General features: G+C 33.3%; 16 protein-coding genes. 13 read left to right on the top strand and 3 right to left on the bottom strand.

Annotation, left to right across the window (positions count from 1 at the left end; all coding sequences use genetic code 11):
- Positions 1-42 precede the first annotated feature (42 nt).
- The 12 genes from FF52_RS09710 to FF52_RS09650 all read left to right on the top strand — a co-directional run bounded on the left by FF52_RS09710 (position 43) and on the right by FF52_RS09650 (position 15,283).
- Complete coding sequence (locus tag FF52_RS09710) at positions 43-900, top strand: prephenate dehydrogenase (protein WP_008465022.1); 858 nt, start codon at positions 43-45, stop codon at positions 898-900.
- Between the two features lie 12 nt (positions 901-912).
- On the top strand, positions 913-1,995 hold the full coding sequence (locus FF52_RS09705; RefSeq protein ID WP_008465020.1) for a bifunctional 3-deoxy-7-phosphoheptulonate synthase/chorismate mutase type II: 1,083 nt from the start codon (positions 913-915) through the stop codon (positions 1,993-1,995).
- Between the two features lie 266 nt (positions 1,996-2,261).
- A complete protein-coding gene (rsgA, locus tag FF52_RS09700; protein WP_008465018.1) occupies positions 2,262-3,239 on the top strand; it encodes a ribosome small subunit-dependent GTPase A in 978 nt (325 codons plus the stop codon).
- 155 nt (positions 3,240-3,394) lie between these two features.
- Positions 3,395-3,847, top strand: coding sequence for a D-aminoacyl-tRNA deacylase (gene dtd, locus FF52_RS09695; RefSeq protein ID WP_008465015.1), 453 nt, complete (start codon positions 3,395-3,397; stop codon positions 3,845-3,847).
- A 64-nt stretch (positions 3,848-3,911) separates the two neighbouring features.
- Positions 3,912-5,819 (top strand): DUF3857 domain-containing protein, encoded by a 1,908-nt coding sequence (locus tag FF52_RS09690; protein ID WP_008465013.1) that lies wholly within the window; start codon positions 3,912-3,914, stop codon positions 5,817-5,819.
- A 33-nt stretch (positions 5,820-5,852) separates the two neighbouring features.
- A complete protein-coding gene (locus FF52_RS09685) occupies positions 5,853-7,877 on the top strand; it encodes a transglutaminase domain-containing protein (RefSeq protein ID WP_008465011.1) in 2,025 nt (674 codons plus the stop codon).
- A 3-nt stretch (positions 7,878-7,880) separates the two neighbouring features.
- Positions 7,881-9,869, top strand: coding sequence for a DUF3857 domain-containing protein (locus FF52_RS09680; RefSeq protein ID WP_008465009.1), 1,989 nt, complete (start codon positions 7,881-7,883; stop codon positions 9,867-9,869).
- Positions 9,870-9,872: 3 nt separating this feature from the next.
- Entirely contained in the window at positions 9,873-10,199 is a 327-nt protein-coding gene (locus FF52_RS09675; protein ID WP_008465007.1) for a nucleotide pyrophosphohydrolase, read from the top strand.
- 134 nt (positions 10,200-10,333) lie between these two features.
- Positions 10,334-11,563: a 3-phosphoshikimate 1-carboxyvinyltransferase gene (aroA, locus tag FF52_RS09670; RefSeq protein WP_008465006.1), complete on the top strand. Its 1,230-nt coding sequence runs from the start codon at positions 10,334-10,336 to the stop codon at positions 11,561-11,563.
- A 420-nt stretch (positions 11,564-11,983) separates the two neighbouring features.
- Complete coding sequence (gene queA, locus FF52_RS09665) at positions 11,984-13,033, top strand: tRNA preQ1(34) S-adenosylmethionine ribosyltransferase-isomerase QueA (protein WP_008465005.1); 1,050 nt, start codon at positions 11,984-11,986, stop codon at positions 13,031-13,033.
- A gap of 326 nt (positions 13,034-13,359) precedes the next feature.
- Positions 13,360-14,634 carry a kynureninase gene (gene kynU / locus FF52_RS09655; RefSeq protein WP_008465002.1) on the top strand — a complete coding sequence of 425 codons (1,275 nt, stop codon included), beginning with the start codon at positions 13,360-13,362 and terminating at the stop codon, positions 14,632-14,634.
- A 211-nt stretch (positions 14,635-14,845) separates the two neighbouring features.
- Positions 14,846-15,283, top strand: coding sequence for a YMGG-like glycine zipper-containing protein (locus FF52_RS09650; protein ID WP_008465000.1), 438 nt, complete (start codon positions 14,846-14,848; stop codon positions 15,281-15,283).
- Positions 15,284-15,337: 54 nt separating this feature from the next.
- Here FF52_RS09650 and FF52_RS09645 read toward each other — a convergent pair whose 3' ends face one another.
- Positions 15,338-17,137 carry a hypothetical protein gene (locus FF52_RS09645; protein ID WP_035691309.1) on the bottom strand — a complete coding sequence of 600 codons (1,800 nt, stop codon included), beginning with the start codon at positions 17,135-17,137 and terminating at the stop codon, positions 15,338-15,340.
- Between the two features lie 189 nt (positions 17,138-17,326).
- On the bottom strand, positions 17,327-18,883 hold the full coding sequence (locus FF52_RS09640) for a hypothetical protein (protein WP_008464996.1): 1,557 nt from the start codon (positions 18,881-18,883) through the stop codon (positions 17,327-17,329).
- 108 nt (positions 18,884-18,991) lie between these two features.
- Between FF52_RS09640 and FF52_RS09635 the strand changes: the two genes are divergently transcribed.
- Positions 18,992-21,382: a penicillin acylase family protein gene (locus FF52_RS09635; RefSeq protein WP_008464994.1), complete on the top strand. Its 2,391-nt coding sequence runs from the start codon at positions 18,992-18,994 to the stop codon at positions 21,380-21,382.
- A gap of 99 nt (positions 21,383-21,481) precedes the next feature.
- On the opposite strand, the gene FF52_RS09630 is transcribed toward FF52_RS09635, so the two are convergent.
- The gene (locus FF52_RS09630) at positions 21,482-21,925 is read right to left on the bottom strand and encodes a hypothetical protein (protein ID WP_008464992.1); all 444 of its coding nucleotides are present in this window, start codon (positions 21,923-21,925) and stop codon (positions 21,482-21,484) included.

Here is a 21,925-nt window from a genome sequence, read left to right as displayed (position 1 = left end):
TCATTTAATTGGAATTTTAAGACTTGAAATTTTTAAAAAGATATGAAAGTATACGTAATAGGAATAGGGTTAATAGGCGGTTCGATGGTGTTAGACATCAAGGGACGTTATCCTGATGCTACTATTTTAGGAATCGATAATAACGAAAAACATTTGCAGGAAGCAATTGATCTTGGAGTTATTGATGAAGCGGGAAGTTTTGAGGATCTGCAAAAAGCCGATTTTGTAATTGTTTCGGTTCCTGTAGATGTAGCGCTGACGGTTTTGCCTAAAGTTTTGGATGCTGTAGGAGATAAAACGATTGTTTTTGAAGTAGGATCTACTAAAAAACCAATTTGCGAAGCAGTAGCCAATCACCCGAAAAGAAGAAATTTTATTGCTACGCACCCAATTGCAGGAACAGAGTTTTCCGGGCCATCGGCAGCAATAAGAGGTTTGTTTCAAGGAAAAACAAATATTATATGTGAGGTAGAAAAGACGGCTTTTAAATTACAAGAAAAAGCATTAAATCTTTTCACTTCAATAGGAATGAGAATCCGATACATGGATCCCGTTTCGCACGACAAACACATTGCTTACGTTTCGCATTTATCGCACATCAGTTCGTTTATGCTCGGAAAAACAGTAATGAATAAAGAAAAAGACGAACAGGATATTTTTGATATGGCGGGAAGTGGATTTGAAAGCACTGTTCGTTTGGCAAAAAGTTCACCTGCAATGTGGACACCAATTTTTAAACAAAACAAAGAATACGTTCTGGAAACCTTAGAAGGTTATATCGCAAATTTAACTCAGTTTAGAGATTTGCTGGCAGACGATAATTACAACGCCATTTTTGAAGAAATGGAAGGTGTAAATAAAATTAGAGAAATATTAAACGGAATAACTATAAAAAAGTAAACTATAAAAACGATGGAAAATAAAAAAGAAATGAGAAAGTGGTTAGAGGATTTCAATTTAAATCACCCACTTGTGATAGCTGGACCTTGTAGTGCAGAAACTGAAGATCAAGTTTTGAAAATCGCTCACGAATTAAAGGATTCAAAAGTTAGCGTATTCAGAGCTGGAATCTGGAAGCCAAGAACTCGTCCAGGAGGATTTGAGGGTGTTGGTGAAATTGGATTAAAATGGTTGCAAAAAGCTAAAGCAGAAACTGGTTTATTAATGGGAACTGAAGTTGCAACTGCAGCTCACTGTAAACTAGCTTTAGAACACGATATCGACGTTTTATGGGTTGGTGCACGTACAACGGCAAACCCTTTTGCAGTTCAAGAAATTGCTGATACTTTAAAAGGAACTGATAAAATTGTTTTGGTTAAAAACCCTGTAAACCCAGATTTAGCTTTATGGTTAGGTGGTGTTGAGCGTTTACACATGGCTGGAATCGAGAAATTAGGTGTTATCCACAGAGGCTTCTCTACTTACGAAAAAACAAAATACAGAAACATTCCAGAGTGGCAGATTGCTATCGAATTGCAAAATAAATTCCCTGATTTACCATTAATCATCGATCCATCTCACATTACTGGAGATCGTAAAATGATTTTCGAAGTAACTCAAGAGGCTTTAGACTTGAACTACGACGGTATGATTATCGAAACGCATATCGATCCAGACAACGCTTGGTCTGATGCTGCTCAACAAGTTACTCCAGATGCTTTGAAACAAATCATCAAAGATTTAACTATCAGAAAAACGGATGATACTACAGATGAGTACAGCCAAAAAATGAAAAAATTAAGAGCTAACATCGACGTTTTGGATGCTAACTTATTAGAATTGTTAGGAAAACGTATGAAAGTAGCTGATGAAATTGGTCAAGTGAAAAAAGATGCAAACGTTGCGATCCTTCAAAACAACCGTTGGAACGAAATCTTAGGAAAAATGATTTTGGAAGGTGAGAAAAAAGGTCTTACTGAAGAGTTTGTTTTGAAATTATTCAAAGCAATTCACCAAGAAAGTATTGGTCATCAAGAGAAAATTTTCAACGCATAATTTTGTCTTAAACCATATAAGTGATATAAGATAATTTAGGTTTGGTTGAGATTTATCTTAAGTTTTTCTTATAGCACAATATTAAAAATAGATTGTTTTTTTAAATCCCCATAGCTTTGAAAGAAGTAGTGGGGATTTTTGTTTAGGAAAATATTCGCCCAGTTATATTCAAATATATTACTTATATGGTTTAAATTATTCATTTATCTTTGCAAAAGATTTAGGTTTTAATCTAAAATCTAAAATCAGAAATCTAAAATAAAAGAATGACAGGAACCGTATATAAATCTACAGGAAGCTGGTATACCGTAAAATCTGAAAAAGGAGATTTTATAGAATGCCGTATGAAAGGGAAATTTAGAATAAAAGGAATTAAAAGTACCAATCCTATTGCTGTAGGCGATATAGTCGATTATGAGTTGGATGAAACTTCGGATGCTATTACGGGAACGATTCATAACATTCATGAAAGAAAAAACTATATCGTTCGTAAATCGGTTAACTTGTCAAAGCAGATTCATATTATTGCTTCTAATATTGATCAGGTTTTTTTACTGATTACGATTGATAATCCGCCAACGACGACAAGTTTTATTGACCGTTTTTTAGTTACTGCCGAGGCGTATGGAATTGAGGCTATTCTTGTTTTCAATAAAATTGACACTTTAACAGAACAAACTTTAGACGATCAGCTTTATCTGCAGCATATTTATCAGGAAATAGGATATAAGTGTCTCCGAATTTCATCAACTGAAAATAAAGGAATTGACAAGCTAAAAGAAATGATGATTGGTAAAGTAAGTATGTTCTCCGGACATTCTGGTGTTGGAAAATCAACTTTGGTTAATGCATTAGAACCAAGTCTTCACTTAAAAACTTCCGTAATTTCAGAACAAAGCAAGCAAGGACAGCACACCACGACTTTTGCTGAAATGTACGATTTGTCTTTTGATGCCCGAATTATTGATACTCCAGGAATTAAAGGTTTCGGAATCGTTGATATGGAGCCAACTGAAATCACCGATTATTTTCCAGAATTTTTCAGATTGAAAGATCAATGTAAGTTTAACAACTGTTTACACAAGGAAGAACCGCATTGCGCCATAAAAGCAGCTTTAGAAAAAGATGAAATTGCTTGGTCACGTTACAATAGCTACCTTAAAATTCTAGAAGGTGACGATGAGCATTATCGTACCGATACTTATGGAGAAGATCGCGCTGCGAGTGATGAAACAAGAAAGTAAATAAATTCCAATTTTAAAAATCCAAATTCCAAACAGAAGGTAAGACCGATTCTAACTGTCGAAATGTACTGCAGTGCATCTAACATTAGAATTTAAAATCTTTTTAATCCTCATATCCCGATAGCTATCGGGAGTGGCTAAAAAAAATAATATAAATGAAAATTGTACTTCAAAGAGTTTCTGAGGCATCTGTAACAGTTGAAAATAAAAAAACAGCAGATATTCAAAAAGGTTTATTGGTTTTAGTCGGAATTGAAGATGCCGATACTCAGGAAGATATAGATTGGCTTGCTGGAAAAATTATAAAAATGAGAATTTTTGGAGACGAAAATGACGTTATGAACTGCTCGGTTCAAGATATTGACGGAGATATTATTGTTGTTAGTCAGTTTACGCTTCATGCATCGACCAAAAAAGGAAATCGTCCTTCATATATAAAAGCAGCCAAACCAGATTTTGCAATTCCAATGTACGAGAACTTTGTTCAGGCAGTGGAAAAAGAATTGGGTAAGAAAGTGCAAACTGGAATTTTTGGTGCCGATATGAAAGTCAGCCTTTTAAATGACGGGCCAGTTACAATCGTAATGGATAGCAAAAACAGGGAATAAAATATTATTAAACATTTGTTAAGGATTTCTGAAAATAATATATATTTGACGAAAATACCTACTAATGAAAAACCTGTTTTGCGCATTATTTTTTATTTTATTTACCGCCAATATTTCTGCTCAAAAGAGCATTTATCCTATATTTTCTATTCCTGATAGTTTAACACAAAATGCTAATGCTGTTCTTCGCTTAGACCAGATGGATATTGTCATTGCTTCGCAAAGAAGTATGAATATTAAAACTCAAAGAATTGTTTCTGTTTTAAACGAAAAAGGTTTAAAAGATATTGATGCTTTTAGTCATTATGATAAGACAACTTCAGTGAAGAATATTGAAGCTATAGTCTATGACGCTTTAGGAAATGAAATCAAAAAAATCAAAAGAAAAGATTTTAGGGATCAAAGCGCCGTAAGCGGAAGCACGCTTTTTTCAGATAATCGAGTGCTTTACTTAGATTATACTCCAATTTCATATCCTTTTACAATTGTTTTTACGTGCGAAACAGAAACGTCAAATACAGCATTTATTCCACAATGGTATTTTATTGGTAATTATTATGTAAGCATAGAAAAATGTATTTTGAATATTACTTTTCCAAAGGGATTGGGCTTTAAAAAGAAAGAGTTCCGGTTTGATAATTTCAAAATAAAAAAAACAGCCGATACCGATACCAATTTAAGTTATATAGCAACAAATATTCCTGCTCAAAAACAAGAAGATCTTAGCCCTTCTCCGTCAGATCTTTTTCCTAAAGTTATGATGGGATTAGAAAATTTTCATTTAGAAGGAGTTGACGGAAATGCTACTACTTGGGAAGCATTCGGTAAATGGTATGGCGATAAAATCTTAACGGGAACTACTGTTTTGCCCGAAGAAACCAAAGCAAAAATCAAAGCTCTTGTTGGTGATGAAAAAGATACTGTAAAGAAAGCTAAAATCATTTACGATTACGTGCAGAAAAAATCCCGATATGTAAACATTGCAGTTGGAATTGGCGGCTGGAAACCTATGCTGGCCAACGATGTCGATCGTTTAGGATATGGGGATTGCAAAGCATTATCAAATTATACAAAAGCACTTTTGCAGGTTGTAGATGTTCCGTCCTACAATACCATTTTATATGGCGATCGTTATAAAGCAGATATTCAGTCTGATTTTGTTTCGATGCAAGGAAACCATATGATTTTGGCAATTCCGAATAAAGATAGTTACATCTGGCTAGAATGTACAAGTCAGGATGATCCATTTGGTTATCAAGGAACTTTTACAGACGATCGTGATGTTTTGGTTGTAAAACCAGAAGGAGGAGAAATTGTTCGCACTAAAATCTACGACGATCGAGGAAATATCCAAGATGGAAAAGGAACTTACACAATTGATGGAGCTGGAAATTTCTCAGGAACATTAAAAATTGCATCACAAGGAAGTCAATATGCATCTAAATCTCGAGTAGAAACCATGCAACCAAACGAAAAAGAAGAACATTACAAAGAGTATTGGGATAATATCAACAACTTAAAATTGGGCAAAATTACTTTTACAAACGATAAAGAGAATATTTGTTTTACTGAAGATGTTCAGTTAAGCGCAGTAAATTACGGAACGTTGACGGGTAATAAGATGATTTTTGTGGTTGATGCTTTTAATCAATATACAGGAAATATAAAACGAGTGCGAAACCGCAAAAGTCCATTTCAAATTCAGCGTGGCTATTTCGATACAGACGAAATCGAGATCAATCTTCCTGATGGCTACAGTATTGAATTTCTTCCCCAGAATTATGAGCTAAAAGGAAAATTTGGCGAATACAAAACTGAAATCATCAAAAAGGACAATAACAAATTAACATATAAAAGATCGATGTTCCTTAACAAAGGAAAATATTCTAACAAAGAATATGATGAATACCGTTTGTTTATGGAACAAGTTTCAAGAAACGACAATGCCAAAATAGTCCTAACCAAAAACTAACAATCATAAACCAAAATAAACCAAAAATTACCAATGAAAATTATTAAACTATTTAGTCTAACTGTGATTTTATTGCTTAGCCCAAAAATAATTTCTCAGGAATTTAAACTTGGAAAAGTGTCTGTTACTGAACTGCAGCAGAAAGTACATCCTAAAGATTCATCTGCCGCGGCTGCCATTTTATACAAAAGAGGAAAAGCAAGAATCGACTACGATCAAAACACAGGATTTGTAACTTATTTGGATGTTGAAACCCGTATTAAAATCTATAAAAAAGAAGGATATAATTGGGCCAATGAGGCAATTTGGTATTACTACGGTACTGATTTTAAAGAGAAAGTATCTGTAAGCGATGCTGTGACGTATAATTTGGTAGGAGGTAAAATTGAAGCTACAAAACTGAAAAGTGATGGAGTATTTGATGAGGCAGTAAGTAAATTTCGAAGCCAGAAGAAAATCACGATGCCGAATGTTAAAGAAGGTTCTGTTATAGAATTCAAATACAGCGTTAGAAGCCCAGATGTACTTATTCGAGATTGGGATTTTCAAACTAGTATTCCTGTAAATTATTCAGAATTTAAAACATATGTTCCTGAATATTTTGTTTTTACTCCAGCACAAAAAGGGTATGTTTTTCCCAAGGTGATTTCAGAAAAAGCTAATAAATCATTCCTTATTACTTCAAAAGAAAGATATAACACAGGAGGTTTTGGAGGCGGAGCAACTCAAACAGAGTTTTATCAGGATAAAATTGAATATGTAGAAACTCAAACGACTTATACTGCAGAAAATTTTGCAGCGATGAAAGATGAATCGTATGTAAATAATATAGAAAACTATATGTCATCGGTTTCACATGAATTGTCAATGACGAGATTTCCAAACAAACCTATAAAGCAACTTTCTACAGATTGGAATTCAGTTGTGAAAACAATTTATGATTATGAAGATTTTGGTCCAGAATTAAATAAAACAGGATATTTTGAAGACGACCTGAAAAAACTCCTTGCGGAAACAAAAACACCAGAAGAGAAAATTTGGGCGATTTTTAATCATGTAAAATCAAACGTGAAATGGAACAGTTATACAGGTTATAGCTGTGATAATGGTGTTAAGAAAGCCTACAAAGAAAAAACGGGAAATATTGCCGACATAAATTTAATGCTGACAGCAATGTTACGTTATTCAGGATTAACAGCAAATCCAGTTTTGGTAAGTACGCGTTCAAACGGAATAGCGTTGTTTCCCAACAGAACGGCATTTAATTATGTGATTGCTGCAGTAGAAACTCCAAACGGACATATTTTGTTAGACGCCTCAGAAAAATTCTCGACTCCAAATATTTTGCCGTTAAGAGTTCTAAACTGGTCAGGAAGATTAATACGAAAAGATGGAACATCTGAAGAGATTAATTTAATGCCAGAAAAAACTTCGGCAGACAATGTTTTCATGAATTATAGTATTGACAGTAATGGAAAAATTACTGGTAAAACAAGGAGACAATGCATGGATTATAATGCAATGATTACACGAAGCAACATTGAAAGTTTCAAAGAAGAAGAATATTTAGAAAAACTAGAAAACCAAAATAATAAAATAGAAATTAGTGAGTACTCCAAGACAAATGAAAAAGATGTGCTTCTTCCCATTATAGAAACTTATTCTTTTACAGGAAATAATTTATGCGAGCTGATTGGCGATAAAATATACTTAAATCCGATGCTATTTTTTACCAATGATAAAAATCCTTTTAAACAGGAAGTGAGAGAATATCCGGTTGATTTTAGTTATCCGTTTGCTGATAAGTATAATATCACGATTAAAATTCCAGAAGGTTTTGCAGTGGAAACATTGCCGGCTCCTGCAGCTGTAACAATGGAAGATAATCTTGGTGCTTTTAAATTTAATATTGCATCCAATGGAGATACTTTACAATTGTCTATTCTACATCAGATCAATGAAGCTATTGTTTCCGCTGAAAAGTATGATATGCTGAAAGAATATTACAAGACCATGATTGCTAAAGAAACAGAAAAAATCGTTTTAAAACGTATTTAAATTATGCCTAAATTTTTCCTGATTTGTATCGCCTTTTTTTGGAGTACAATAACCATTCAAGCTCAAAATTATGAATTGGGCAAAGTAACAATCGCAGAATTAAATGAGAAAGTGCATCCTAAAGATAGCAGCGCACCCGCTGCTATCTTGTTTAAAAAAGGAAGAACTTATTTTGGATATAACAAAGATATTGGATTTTACGCCAATCATGTCTGTGAAGTAAAAATCAAAATATATAAGAAAGAAGGTTTAAACTGGGCCGACCAGAAAGTACGCTTTTATACTGGGTACGAAAAGTTAAACGAAGATCGTTTAGAATTTTCAGAAGCCGTGACGTATAATTTAGAGAATGGAAACATTGTAAAAACAAAACTAAACAACCAGGGAGAATTTAAAACCAAGATTAATAAGTATTGGAAGGAAAAGACGATTACCTTGCCAAATGTAAAAGTCGGTTCTATCATTGAGTACAAATATGTTTTAAGATCTGAAAATCTTATTAAATTTCCAGATTTTGATATTCAGTTTGATATTCCTGTTGATTATTTTTATTATAAAACACAGATTCCAGAGTTTTACATTTATAAACCGCTCTTAGTTGGAGGAATTCCGCTCGAAACAGAATCTAAATTTACAAGTGCCAGTCAGAGCTTTGATAATGCTTACAGCCAGACAAGCTCATTTAGTTATAAACAAATTGAAACCTTTTTTAAAGGAAAAGATGTTCCAGCGCTAAAAGAGGAACCTTATGTTAATAATTTAGAAAATTATCGAGGAAGTATTCAGCAAGAATTAGAAAGAGTTCGTCTGCCTGATCAGCCTGTTAAAGACTACAGTTTAACTTGGGAAGGTGTTGCAAAAACTATTTTTAAAGACGAAAGTTTTGGAAAACAGCTTAATCAAGGCACTTTGTTTACAGATGATTTGAATAAATTATTGACTAACGTAGAAGATAAAAAAGAAAGATTGAATCTGATTTTTACCTATGTCAAAAATCGAATGAACTGGAACGAAATTAATAGCTATTATACAGAAAAAGGAGTTGAAAAAGCTTATAAAGAACAAACTGGAAATGTTGCAGAAATAAATTTTATTTTGATAAACATGCTTCGCGCAGCAGGTATAGAAGCAAATCCTGTTTTGGTAAGTACAATTCAAAACGGACTTCCGGTTTATCCAACAAGAACTGGATTTAATTATGTAATAGCAGCAGCAGAAATTGATGGTAAAAGAATTCTTTTGGATGCTACTCACAAACTCACAGCGCCTAACATTTTACCATTAAATGTTTTAAATTGGAAAGGGCGACTAATTAAAAAAGATGGGAGTTCTGAAGAAATTGAATTAGATCCAGTAGCACAGTCGAAAGAAATTTATGGCTTGATGGCTAAAATTGATCCAGATGGAAAAATGAATGGTCAAATAAGAGTTCAAAGGACAGATTATGATGCATATAGTTTTAGAGAAGAAAATAATGGTAAAGCAGAGGACGTTTATCTGGAGAAATTTGAAAATAATTTGGGAGATGTAGAGATTTCAAATTATTCAATAGAAAATCAGAAATCAAATTTGGATCAGTCTGTTGTAGAAACTTTTTCATTTACATCAAATAACCGTTTAGATATTATTGACGGTAAGATTTTTATCGATCCATTATTGTTTTTTACCAGAAATAAAAATCCTTTTAACCAAGAAAAAAGGCAAATGCCTATCTATTTTGGATATAAAAATATGGAAAGATTTAATTTTAGTATTCAAATTCCAGAAAACTATGCTGTAGAATCTATTCCAAAACCGGTAAAGATAACTTCAGAGGATAAACAGATGTCTTATATCTTAAATTTTTCGGTTGCTGGAAACAAAATTCAAATTGTGAGCCAAAAAGAAATCAACAATAGTATTTTTGCAGCTGAGGATTACGGAATGATAAAAGAGTTTTTTCAGAAGATGATCGTAAGCCAAAATGAAAAAATAATTCTTAAAAAGATATAGAAGATGGATTTGAAAAATGCACAATTAGCTGTTGATACCTGGATTAAAGAACACGGAGTTCGTTACTTTAACGAATTGACCAATATGGCACAACTGACAGAAGAAGTAGGTGAAGTTGCCCGAATTATTGCACGCCGTTACGGAGAACAATCTGAAAAAGAAAGCGATAAGAACAAAGATTTAGGAGAAGAATTGGCAGATGTTGTTTTTGTTGTGCTATGTTTAGCCAATCAAACAGGAATCGATTTGCAAGCGGCTTTCGACAAAAAAATGGATTTAAAATCGGTTAGAGATAAAGATCGTCACAAAAACAATGATAAATTGAAATAATTGTGAAATATCACTCATAAGTTTTGAATTATGAGTTTTCAATTTTGAATTATGAATGGGGAGTGGTAAATTGCGGGGCTGAATTATGTTTCTAATCATTCATAATTCATAATTCACAACTTACAATTAAAAAAATGAATTTAAAATTAAGCACGAATTCACCATTCACCATTGATGATTCGCAACTAAATATCACCGGTTCAAAAAGTGAAACGAACCGTTTATTGCTTCTAAAAGCTTTATTCCCAAATATTACTTTAGCCAATACTTCAAACTCAGACGATAGCGAAGTAATGCAGAAAGCATTAGTAGGAAATGATGAAATCGTAGATATTCACCACGCCGGAACTGCAATGCGTTTCCTGACTGCTTATTTTGCTGTAAACGAAGGTAGAGAAGTGGTTATGACAGGTTCTAGCAGAATGCAGGAACGCCCAATCAAAATTTTGGTTGATACTTTAAGACAATTGGGGGTTGAAATCTCTTATGAAAAAGAAGAAGGTTATCCGCCAATTCGAATCAAAGGAAAAAAAGTTACGGCTTCAAAAGTTACTTTGGCAGCAAATGTAAGCAGCCAATATATTTCGGCACTTTTGCTTGTAGCTTCAAAATTAGAAAATGGTTTAGAACTTACTTTAGAAGGAGAAATTACTTCAATTCCCTATATCAAAATGACTTTGGCTCTGTTGAATGATTTAGATATTAAAGCCAGTTTTGAAGGCAATGTAATTAAAGTTTATCCAAAAGAAGCTGTTGAATCAAAAGAAATGGTTGTAGAATCGGATTGGAGTTCTGCTTCTTATTTCTTTAGTCTTGTAGCTTTGGCCGATGCAGCAAAAATCACTTTGAGCAGTTATAAAGAAAACAGCCTTCAGGGAGATTCTGAATTAGTTTCGCTGTATGAAAAAATGGGAGTAAAAACTACTTTCCAAAACAATAAAATGACTTTGGAAAAAGTGTCAGGATTCAATTATCAAGATGTAAATTTTGAATTGAACAACACGCCAGATATTGCGCAAACAATTGTAGTAACTTGTTTAGGTTTAGGAATTGGATGTCATTTAACAGGTCTTCATACTTTAAAAATTAAAGAAACAGACCGATTAGAAGCGCTTAAAACAGAACTTACAAAATTAGGAGCTAATATTTCTGTAACTAATGATAGCTTGACTCTAGTAAAATCTGATACTATAAATCACGATGTAAAAATCGGAACCTATAATGATCACCGAATGGCAATGGCTTTTGCGCCGTTGGCAATAAAGGTTCCAATTATTATAGAAGATGCAGGAGTTGTTTCAAAATCGTATCCAGATTTTTGGGACGATTTAAAGGCTTTAAACTTTCAAATTTCAGAATTGTAAAACAAATGAACTATGTAAGTAATATAAATTCATTTAAATAAAAGCTTACACAAAGTATTTAAAACATAGCCTCTGGTTCAGCCAGAGGTTTTTTTATGTCCAAGTTTGAATATAATCGCAAAGTTTGTCATTTCGACGAAGGAGAAATCTTCGCAAGTAGCTCCGCAATCAAAATCTAATCTTTGTCGAGTTTCTGGCGAAGATTTCTCCTTCGTCGAAATGACAATAATATGTTGAAAATGTTTCTTATAGAAAAAAACACATTTTTAATGGTTCTCGAAACCTCACAAAATCAAGGACTTTTGAAAATAAAAGCCAAAACACTTGACAACGCCTATCTCACAATCGTATATTTGCAACCGATTTAAAATTTTAGATAAACAAATCTAAAAACTACACTCTAAAATCAACAATTCAAATATGAAATTATCACACTTCAATTTCAATTTACCGAAAGAACTTTTGGCTGAATTTCCAGCAGAAAACAGAGATGAATCTCGCTTAATGGTAATTGACCGTAAAAAAAACACTATCGAACATAAAATGTTTAAAGACGTGATCAACTATTTTGATGACGGAGACGTTTTAATTCTTAACAATACAAAAGTTTTCCCTGCGCGTTTGTATGGAAACAAAGAAAAAACTGGAGCTAGAATTGAGGTTTTCTTATTAAGAGAATTAAATTCAGAGCAACGTTTATGGGACGTTTTAGTAGATCCTGCTAGAAAAATCCGTATTGGTAACAAACTTTATTTTGGTGACGACGATTCGTTAGTTGCTGAGGTAATTGACAATACAACTTCTCGTGGTAGAACTTTACGTTTCTTATACGATGGTTCTTATGAAGAATTCAGAAACAAATTGACTGAACTTGGAGAAACTCCAATTCCTAAATACATCAACAGAGACGTTACGCCAGAAGACGCTGAAAGATATCAAACGATCTACGCAAAAGAAGAAGGAGCTGTAGCGGCACCAACTGCTGGTTTGCACTTCTCTAAACACCTTTTGAAAAAATTAGAAATCAAAGGAGTAAATTTTGCTGAGGTAACTTTACACGTAGGTTTAGGAACTTTTAATCCAGTTGAGGTTGAAGATTTATCTAAACACAAAATGGATTCTGAGGAATTAATCATTACACAAAAAGCTTGTGATATTGTAAACGAAGGAAAAGCAAAGAAAAAACGTATTTGTGCTGTAGGAACAACTTCTATGCGTGCAATTGAAAGTTCTGTTTCTTCTGCAAATACATTGAATCCTTACGAAGGATGGACAAATAAATTTATTTTTCCTCCTCACGATTTCAGTATTGCAAACTGTATGATTACCAATTTCCACACGCCAAAATCAACATTATTAATGATGATTTCTGCTTTCTGTGGACACGATTTAATGAAAAAAGCATACGAAGAAGCAATCAAAGAAGGATACAAATTCTATTCTTATGGAGATGCGATGTTAATTCTTTAATAGGAATTAATTTTTCAATATAAGAACCCGACAGTTTTTTAGAAGCTGTCGGGTTTTTTTATTTGTTTCAAGTTTCAAGTTTCAAGTTTGACGTTCGGTGCGAAATTTAAACGCAATCCCGATCGCTATCGGGAGCAAGGATTTTTTGCTCAGTATGTGTTTACCAGAAACAAAAGAACGCAAAGCTTTGCGAACTTAGCGTTTGTAAATGTTAGCCTTAATAAAAAAAGATTTTGCGAACTTTGCGTTAAAAAAACACACAAAGCATATCAACCTGAAACAAACCAAACAAAATTTGTTATTTTAGCAGGCAAAACAAAAACTCAATGACTTTTCAAAATACACGCGAATTTGCACGAGAGCTAGATTCGAAAGATGCATTAAACCATTATCAAGAACAATTTATTTTTCCTAAAGTAAATGATAAACGAGTAATTTATTTTACGGGGAATTCTTTAGGATTACAGCCAAAACGAACCAAAGCATACATTGATGAAGTAATGAATGATTGGGCAGAATTAGCTGTCGAAGGTCATTTTTATGCTGAAAAACCTTGGTGGGATTATCAGGAAAGATTTGCAGAACCATTGAGTAAGATTGTTGGAGCGCTTCCGTCAGAAGTTACGGTAATGAATACTTTGACAGTAAATCTTCATTTGCTGATGGTTTCTTTTTATCAGCCGAAAGGGAAACGTTATAAAATCATCTGTGAAGAAAAGGCTTTTCCATCAGATCAATATATGTTTCAAAGCCAAGTAAACTTTCACGGATACAAAGCTGAAGATGCAATTGTAGAAATTAAACGAAGAGAAGGAGAACACAATATTCGTTTGGAAGATGTTTTGGCAAAAATAGAAGAAGTTGGTGATGAGTTGGCTTTGGTTTTAATTGGCGGAGTAAATTATTATACCGGACAAGTTTTCGATATTCAAACCATCACTGCAGCTGGGCAAAAAGTTGGAGCCAAAGTAGGTTGGGATTTGGCACATGCTGCCGGAAATATCAAACTAGAACTTCACGATTGGAATGTAGATTTTGCTGCTTGGTGCAGTTATAAATATATGAATTCAGGTCCAGGAAATGCTTCTGGATGTTTCGTTCACGAAAAACATCACAATTCAAATTTACCCAGATTTGCAGGATGGTGGGGACACAACAAAGAGCGCCGTTTTAAAATGGAGCCAAATTTTGATCCCGTTCACGGAGCTGACGGATGGCAAATTAGTAATCTTCCAGTTCTTTCTTTAGCGCCATATTTGGCTTCAGTAGAAATGTTTGCTGAGGTTGGAATGGATGCATTAATTGCAAAACGTGATCACATTACTTCATATTTAGAATTTATTCTTCACGAAATTGATAAAGAAGTAGAGAGTACTTTCGAAATCATTACACCAACAAATCCAGAAGAAAGAGCTTCGCAATTATCTGTTTTTCTTCACGGAGAAGGAAGAGCTTTATTCGACTATTTAATGAAAAATGGTGTCATTACAGATTGGCGTGAACCAAATGTAATTCGTCTGGCGCCAGTTCCATTATATTGTTCTTATGAAGATATGTATGATTTTGGACAGATTCTTAAAAAAGGAATCTTAGGAAAATAAGGTTTATCTAAAATAGTAACCGTACTGTTTGTCAAAAAAAACTTTGCGTCTTAGCGCCTTTGCGAGATTAATTTCATTCAGCTTGGGGAATAAACTCAGCACGAAACAGACATCAATCTTCAAATGTTATAAACTTTCAAAAAAATTCTGTAACAACCGTTATAACAGATATTTCGTAATTTGTAGTGTATAATTTTAAAATTACAAGATCATGAAAGGCTTATATATTTTATTGACCGTGATATTTTTAACTTCTTGTCAACAACAAAATAAAGAAGATATAAATAAAGCCAAACAAGCCAGTATTGATTCAATGAAAGTTGAGATTAACAAACAGCGTGTTATCGATTCGATGAAGGCTGAAATGGCAAAATTAAATGAGGAAAAGATTGAAGCTCAGAAAGAAAAGGTTGTAGTAGTGCAGCAAAAAGATGGAACGGCGGCCACTACCACAACGACAACAACCAAAAAGAAAGGCTGGAGTGCAACTGCTAAAGGCGCTGTAATTGGTGCCGGAGTTGGAGCCGCAACTGGAGCAATTGTCAGTAAGAAAAAAGGAGAAGGTGCCATTATTGGTGGTTTAGCCGGAGCTGCAGTTGGTACAGGAACTGGAGCTGTTATTGATAGCAAAAATAAGAGGAACGAATAGTTTCCTATAAATAAAAACAAACCCCAAATTAGTGATAATTTGGGGTTTTCATTTTTAAACCAACTCTGAAACGGGAATTTTTATACCAACTAATTCTGATTTACAAGAATCGAGTTGATTTAAGTCTCCTTTAAAGGCTATTGTCGATTCAAATAAATTTTTATAATATTCAATTCCATCTAACAGATTAGATTTAAAAGTATTCCATTTTTTATGCTGAGCCGTTGTAAGTTCGCCAGAAACAGATTGAATTTCATTTCTAAAGTAACTAATATACATTTTAAGCTCTTTTATAAACAAGTTCGGACGATCGTTTGTTCTAATAATCGACTTCCCTTGATAGATATGCTGGATCATTTGTTTTAAAGAAACCTCCTGATCAAAATAAGCCAAGTTTGGCCCTGGGCAAATTACTACTCCTTGAGCTTGACCTTTTATTTTAATATCATTTTCCAGATAAGAAGCATTAGCCAAACCAACACAAAGACACGATTTTTCGGTGATTTTGATTTTATTTTTTTCAAATTCATCAGCAGATAGAGAATCTTTTTTTGCTTCTAGTTCTTCTAGTTTAATGTCCTGATATTTTTTTGAAGCCGTGCAAATTCCGTGAGGATCGTATTCTTTGCTTAAAGCTAAAAATTTCTTCGGGCAAGAACTTCCTGCCTTATTCTCGTGAATTCGTTTTTGCTTTAAAAATTCATTTGTAGTTCCCTTCAAAGTATTAAAAGGAACTCCCAAAGGCGAAATATTACTTAAATAAAAATCATCTTCTTTGGCATTCATTAATAAATTACGAGTTTCTTTATCGACAGAAGTAGCTTCGGGCACTAATAAAAATGGAGAACCCCAACCAACAGAATCAACATTATATTCGTCTAATAAAAACTCATGTTCTGCAGCAGTTCCAACACCACCTTGAACTGTAATTTTCAATTCTAAAGGATTTTCAGGAAAATGCTGATTTTTGGCCTGTAAAGCTTTAATCATTAATTCGTGGGCAGATTGTGTCAATTGATCTTTTTTCTGCTTGAATTCGCTTAAAATAGTGCCTAACAAGAGTCCGTCTGTTGCAAAAGCGTGTCCTCCGCAGTTTAATCCTGATTCGATGCGATATTCTGAAACCCAAAGCCCTTTTTTAGCCAAGAAATTTCCCTGAATCATGGCCGATCTAAAATCGCTTACTTTTAAAATGATTTTCTTTTTAAGTTCATTATTTTCATTTGGGAAAAAATCTTGGAAGTTTTCGAAATACCCAAATAATCTCGGATTCATTCCTGCTGAAAGTACCACAGAAGATTGTAAATTGCTATTTGCAAAACCCCTTAAAGCCGCATGTGCATCATTAAACTCAATTGGAAGCTGTTCGTTTTTGATGAAATTATCTTTGTCTAATTTCGTCATAATATTGACGTCAATTTCTCCAGGAAAAAGATGTGTTTCAATATAATTTTGAATATTCTCTTTAAAAGCGATTCCGTCATCCAGTAAATTCTGAAATCCCTTTTTAATATCAGAAGTATTCGGTAGCATTGACATGAAATTTTCTAAAGCTGTTTTGCTTTCCGCCAATTCTATTTTGAAATTTTCGAATTTCTCTTTTACAATTTTATCAACTAAATTTAAGTAAGAGGTAATTCTTTCAGCACGGTAGTCATGAAATTTTTGAGTAATTTCTTCGTAAGGAATATTGAATTTAGTGCTATAAAAATTACGCATCTTCTCAATCAGATCATCGTCAGCGAGAGCAATAACAGATGAAATTCCGTACTGTGCTACTCGTATAGGACTGTCAATGGTATAGGCAAGTCCCATTACCGGAATATGAAAAGTATGCAGATTATTTTTTGTCATTTGTATTCGGATTAAAAATAGAAGCAAATGAAAAAAAATAAATTTTCCTAAAACCTGATAAATGTCAGGTTCGGCATTATGGAAAAGGTTTTTCCGCCACAAATTCACGAATTTTATTCTTTTGATTTGTGTAATTAGAATTAAATAGTCACAAAAAATTGAGCTAATTCGTGAATTCGGGGCAAAAAACTAAATCAAAATCTTCTTCAAAGATTCCGCAATGCTTCTCCACAAAAGATTGTAGAATGATCTGTCTTGAAGCCGTTCTACTTCAACTTCTGCAGTTTTGGCTTTGTCTTTCGAATCGTTTTTGACTAATAAATTGGCAACAGCTGTTTTAAGTTTGGCTTCTTTTTCAGGATTTTTTTTCTTGTATAATTTTACTTTGAGATCATCGTAATCTAGAGAAGCATTTCCTTTTGATCCATTATCGTTTCCGTAGAAATTAAATCGGTATTTATTGAAAGTGCCGGTAAAAGTCGTATTGATATACGGTTTGGTAAATCTCGTCATTCCTCGAACATCAAAATTTGAAATTACGCCTTGAATATGAAATCCGTCACTTTTGTCCAGAACATTAAAACGCCAATCGACATCAAGAGGAGAATTTTTCATAAAAATACATTTGACTTTTATTTTTACATCATCTGTTTTTTTTAAGCCAAAACCACTTCGCAAATTAGTTGCCTGAAGATTGAACTTATCAAAAGTTAAAACTCCAGGGCCTTTGGCAACATCAAGTTCTTCTTCGTAAACTAATTTTGATTTCAAAACCTGAAGTGTGTCAATTTGCAGCGGAAATTTTAGATTTCGCAGTAAGTGATTGTACAGATATTTTTTGCTTGGATCGTCTTTTAGCATTTTTCCGCGATAAATATTGGCGTCAAAATGATTGATCACAAGCGAATTGGCTTTGAAATAAAAGCGATTATTTTTAAATCCCCAATCCATTTTTTCAACCTGAGCTGAATCAAATTTTAAATTGTAAATGTCTTTTTCTTTGTCGAGTCTTTTTATAAATTCATATCGTTCAAATTGAGGAAGATTAGAGAAATTATTGATTTTTAAAAAATTCTTTTCGGTACTTATTTTTCCAATATTGATATAATAGAAACCATTTGGCCTATAAAACAAACTGTCACAAACCAAAGCATATTTTTTATATCGGAGTGGAATTTTTTCTTTCAAAGTAGCATCAGTAATTAAAATGCCTTCTAGTTTTAAAAGGATTTTTTTAACGCTGAAAATAGGTTTTTCAGAATCTAGAGAAACAACATCAACAGATCCGTCGTTGAGGTAAATATTCGAAACCGCAATAATTTTTCGAAACGGATCAATAATTTCTTTTTCAATGCTTTTACTGTTATTGATTAATTTTTCGCCTTTTTTGTATAAAATGATTCGTGGTTTATTGATAATGATGCTTTCTGCCTGAATGATGTCACGAAAAGCCAAATCCCAAATGTTGAAGTGTTTTATGGTGACGGATTCGATTTTTGAAAAAAGCCCATTTTTACTGTCTTTAGGCTCGTTTTTCGGACTCACCAGCAAAGTCTGTGCATTGATATTTCTAGAAAAAAGGGATACTTCTATTTTTTCATAATTGATATTATATGCGGTTTTATTTTTTTCGTGAATAATGATTGGAAGCTGTTTTTTTATCCAGTAATTCAACCCGATGTTGGCAAGAATTGCAATAACTAGCAGAGAAATTACTACAATCGCTATTTTTTTATAGATTGACATTTATAGTATTAATTTTAAATACATAAATTTAGAGTTTTAAAGACGGCTGTCTCTTATAAGATTTTTTAGAAAAATTACATTATTACAAATTTCATCCTTTTTCAGAATATGAGAATAATTAAAAAAATCCTGTTGGCCTTATTGGTTCTTATAGTAATTCTTGCGATTGGTTTGTGCGCTTATATTTTTCATTTAAAGCCTAAATACGAGGGCTCATTAGAATTAAAAAATCTTAATAAAGAAACTACGGTCTATTTTGATGATTTTGGAGTGCCTCATATTTATGCAGATTCTGAAAAAGATGCCATGACGGCACTTGGTTATGTGCATGCGCAAGAAAGATTGTGGCAAATGGAATTATTACGACGAATTGCGCCAGGACGTCTTTCTGAAATTTTTGGTGGAGTTGCGCTAAAGAATGATAAATTTTTTGCTGGAATCGGAATTGAAGAAGCTTCGGCGAAAGCCATTGCAAAATTGGATAAAAACAGCGAAAGCTATAAACTCACTCAAGCTTATCTGGACGGAATTAATCAATATCTCGAAGAAGGAGTAACTCCGATAGAATTTACTTTGGTTGGTGTAAAAAAACAGAAGTTTACCATAAAAGACGTTTATAATATTTTTGGTTATATGTCTTTTAGTTTTGCTATGGCTCAGAAAACAGATCCATTATTGACAGATATTAAAAATAAATACGGCGTTGCTTATTTGAAAGATTTAGGTATTGAAGGAGAATTTAATACTACCAGAATTAAAATTTCAAAAGGGAAAAGTGAGGAATATACCGAGATTTCAAAATCTATAACCGCCATGTTGGATCAATCTCCGATTCCGCCATTTGTTGGAAGTAACAGCTGGGTTGTTGGTCCGCACAAATCGAAAACAGGAAAAGTTATTTTTGCTAATGATCCGCATATTGGGTTTTCGCAGCCTGCAACTTGGTATGAAGCGCATATTGTAACACCAAAACATGAATTATATGGCTGTTATTTGGCAGGAACTCCATTTCCGCTTTTGGCTCATAACAGAGATTACGCTTACGGTTTAACGATGTTTGAAAATGATGATATCGATTTTTATCAAGAAAAAAATAAAGCTGATGATGCTTCTCAATATCAGACTCCGATAGGTTTCGGTAAATATGAAATTAGAAAAAAAACGATAAAAGTTAAAGATTCTTCAGATGTTGTTTTGGCAGTTAAAATTACACGTCATGGTCCAGTTATGAATGATTTTATCGATCGTTTGGAAAAGAAAAATCCGATTGCAATGTCTTGGACATACACAAGAGAACCGATTCAGATTTTAGACGCGGCTTACGGTCTTTCTCACGCTAAAAACACTACTGATTTTAAAAAATCTGTGAGTTTAATTGCTGCGCCTGGATTGAATGTAATGTATGGCGATGCTAAAGGAAATGTGGCTTGGTGGGCGAGCGGGAAATTGTACCGACATAATGAAGGTGTTAATACACATTTAATTTTAGACGGTTCAAGCGGTAAAGATGATATTACCAAATTTTTAGATTTTGAAGAAAATCCATCAGCTGAAAACCCAGTTTGGGGATATGTGTATTCTGCGAATAATCAGCCGGAAGCTATAGATAATGGCTATTTATATCCAGGATATTATCTGCCAGAAGATCGCGCCAAAAGAATCTCAGGAATTTTAGATGCAAAATCTGATTGGGATAAGGAAGCTATCAGCAAAATGATTTATGATAATACTTCTGATGTTGCTGTTGAGGTAGTTAAAAATTTGATGGCAAGTTTAGGTAATAAACCGCTTTCTAATAATGAAAATGAAGTTTTGAAAGTTTTAAAATCTTGGAAAGGAACAACAAATATTGAAGATGTTGCACCGACGATTTACAACAAATGGATTTATCTGTATTTGAAAAATACATTTGAGGATGAAATGGGCAAAGACAATTTCAATTTATTTTTAGGAATTTCTCTCGGGAAACAAGTCATTGCGAACCAAATAAAAAACGAAAATTCGGTTTGGTGGGATAATATCAAAACCAAAAATGTGAAAGAAACTAGAACAGACGTTGTTTCAAAATCATTTCACGATGCTGTTATTGCTTTGCAAAATCAGTTAGGAGAAAATATTGCAGAATGGAATTGGGGAAAAGTGCATACTGTAGAACACGAACATCCATTAGGAAAAGTCAAAGCGCTTCGCGGATTGTTTAATGTTGGGCCGTTTAATTCTCCAGGTTCAAATGAAGTAATCAATAATTTATTCTTCGGATTTAATGATGAAGGGAAATATTACACGAAGGGTGGGCCATCAACACGAAGAATCGTCGATTTTGCCGATGTCGAAAACAGTTGGAGTATCTTACCAACTGGACAATCTGGAAATCCTTTCAGCAAACATTACGACGATCAGGCCGAAATGTACAATGAAGGAAAGTTCAGAAAAATGAAACTAAACAAAAACAAAATCATAAAGACTTCAACGAAATTGGTTTTGAAACCGAAGAAATAGTTTTTGCTTTCAAAGTTTCAAGTTTCAGGTTACAATCTTTGTCAAAGTTTCAAACTTTGACAAAGATAAGCGCACAAAAAAACTTAGAACCTTAGTATCTTATTTAGAAACATATTTCCCCTTCACAATATCATCAGCAAAAATGTTTAGATTATTAATAAGCACTTTATTATTGGTCATTACATTTTGGGACTGATAAGCGGTGTCTTTTTCGTAAGCTTTTAATAAAGTTTCCAATTCAACTTCGTCAAAAACAACAAAACTATTGTAGATGGCATCTCTGAAATTTTTGTAATTGATACTTTGCGTAATTTCCATCGCTTTTTGTTCGTTCCAACCTTCTTTTGCTGAAGCTTCATTTATTTTAGATAAACAAAAATCAATCACATAATTTTTGTAGCGAGTTGCCTCAACAATTTTATCAATTATAATCTTATTTTGCTGACTTGGCATCAGCGGCTGACTGTTTTGTGATAAAGATTTAGAAGAAATAAAAAGACATACCAATACAGCTAAGAAACTGTGATTTTTTAGATTTTTCAT

The organism is Flavobacterium sp. F52 (genome assembly GCF_000278705.1).
Taxonomy (GTDB): Bacteria; Bacteroidota; Bacteroidia; order Flavobacteriales; family Flavobacteriaceae; genus Flavobacterium; species Flavobacterium anhuiense.
The sequence above is the reverse complement of the archived record's forward strand: the minus strand, read 5'-3'. Positions and strand labels throughout refer to the sequence as shown.

Bases quoted from the DNA above. Each gene is read 5' to 3' on its own strand.
- FF52_RS09710 (WP_008465022.1), top strand. From the start codon at position 43: ATGAAAGTATACGTAATAGGAATAGGGTTAATAGGCGGTTCGATGGTG.
- FF52_RS09705 (WP_008465020.1), top strand. From the start codon at position 913: ATGGAAAATAAAAAAGAAATGAGAAAGTGGTTAGAGGATTTCAATTTA.
- rsgA (WP_008465018.1), top strand. From the start codon at position 2,262: ATGACAGGAACCGTATATAAATCTACAGGAAGCTGGTATACCGTAAAA.
- dtd (WP_008465015.1), top strand. From the start codon at position 3,395: ATGAAAATTGTACTTCAAAGAGTTTCTGAGGCATCTGTAACAGTTGAA.
- FF52_RS09690 (WP_008465013.1), top strand. From the start codon at position 3,912: ATGAAAAACCTGTTTTGCGCATTATTTTTTATTTTATTTACCGCCAAT.
- FF52_RS09685 (WP_008465011.1), top strand. From the start codon at position 5,853: ATGAAAATTATTAAACTATTTAGTCTAACTGTGATTTTATTGCTTAGC.
- FF52_RS09680 (WP_008465009.1), top strand. From the start codon at position 7,881: ATGCCTAAATTTTTCCTGATTTGTATCGCCTTTTTTTGGAGTACAATA.
- FF52_RS09675 (WP_008465007.1), top strand. From the start codon at position 9,873: ATGGATTTGAAAAATGCACAATTAGCTGTTGATACCTGGATTAAAGAA.
- aroA (WP_008465006.1), top strand. From the start codon at position 10,334: ATGAATTTAAAATTAAGCACGAATTCACCATTCACCATTGATGATTCG.
- queA (WP_008465005.1), top strand. From the start codon at position 11,984: ATGAAATTATCACACTTCAATTTCAATTTACCGAAAGAACTTTTGGCT.
- kynU (WP_008465002.1), top strand. From the start codon at position 13,360: ATGACTTTTCAAAATACACGCGAATTTGCACGAGAGCTAGATTCGAAA.
- FF52_RS09650 (WP_008465000.1), top strand. From the start codon at position 14,846: ATGAAAGGCTTATATATTTTATTGACCGTGATATTTTTAACTTCTTGT.
- FF52_RS09645 (WP_035691309.1), bottom strand. From the start codon at position 17,137: ATGACAAAAAATAATCTGCATACTTTTCATATTCCGGTAATGGGACTT.
- FF52_RS09640 (WP_008464996.1), bottom strand. From the start codon at position 18,883: ATGTCAATCTATAAAAAAATAGCGATTGTAGTAATTTCTCTGCTAGTT.
- FF52_RS09635 (WP_008464994.1), top strand. From the start codon at position 18,992: ATGAGAATAATTAAAAAAATCCTGTTGGCCTTATTGGTTCTTATAGTA.
- FF52_RS09630 (WP_008464992.1), bottom strand. From the start codon at position 21,925: ATGAAAAATCTAAAAAATCACAGTTTCTTAGCTGTATTGGTATGTCTT.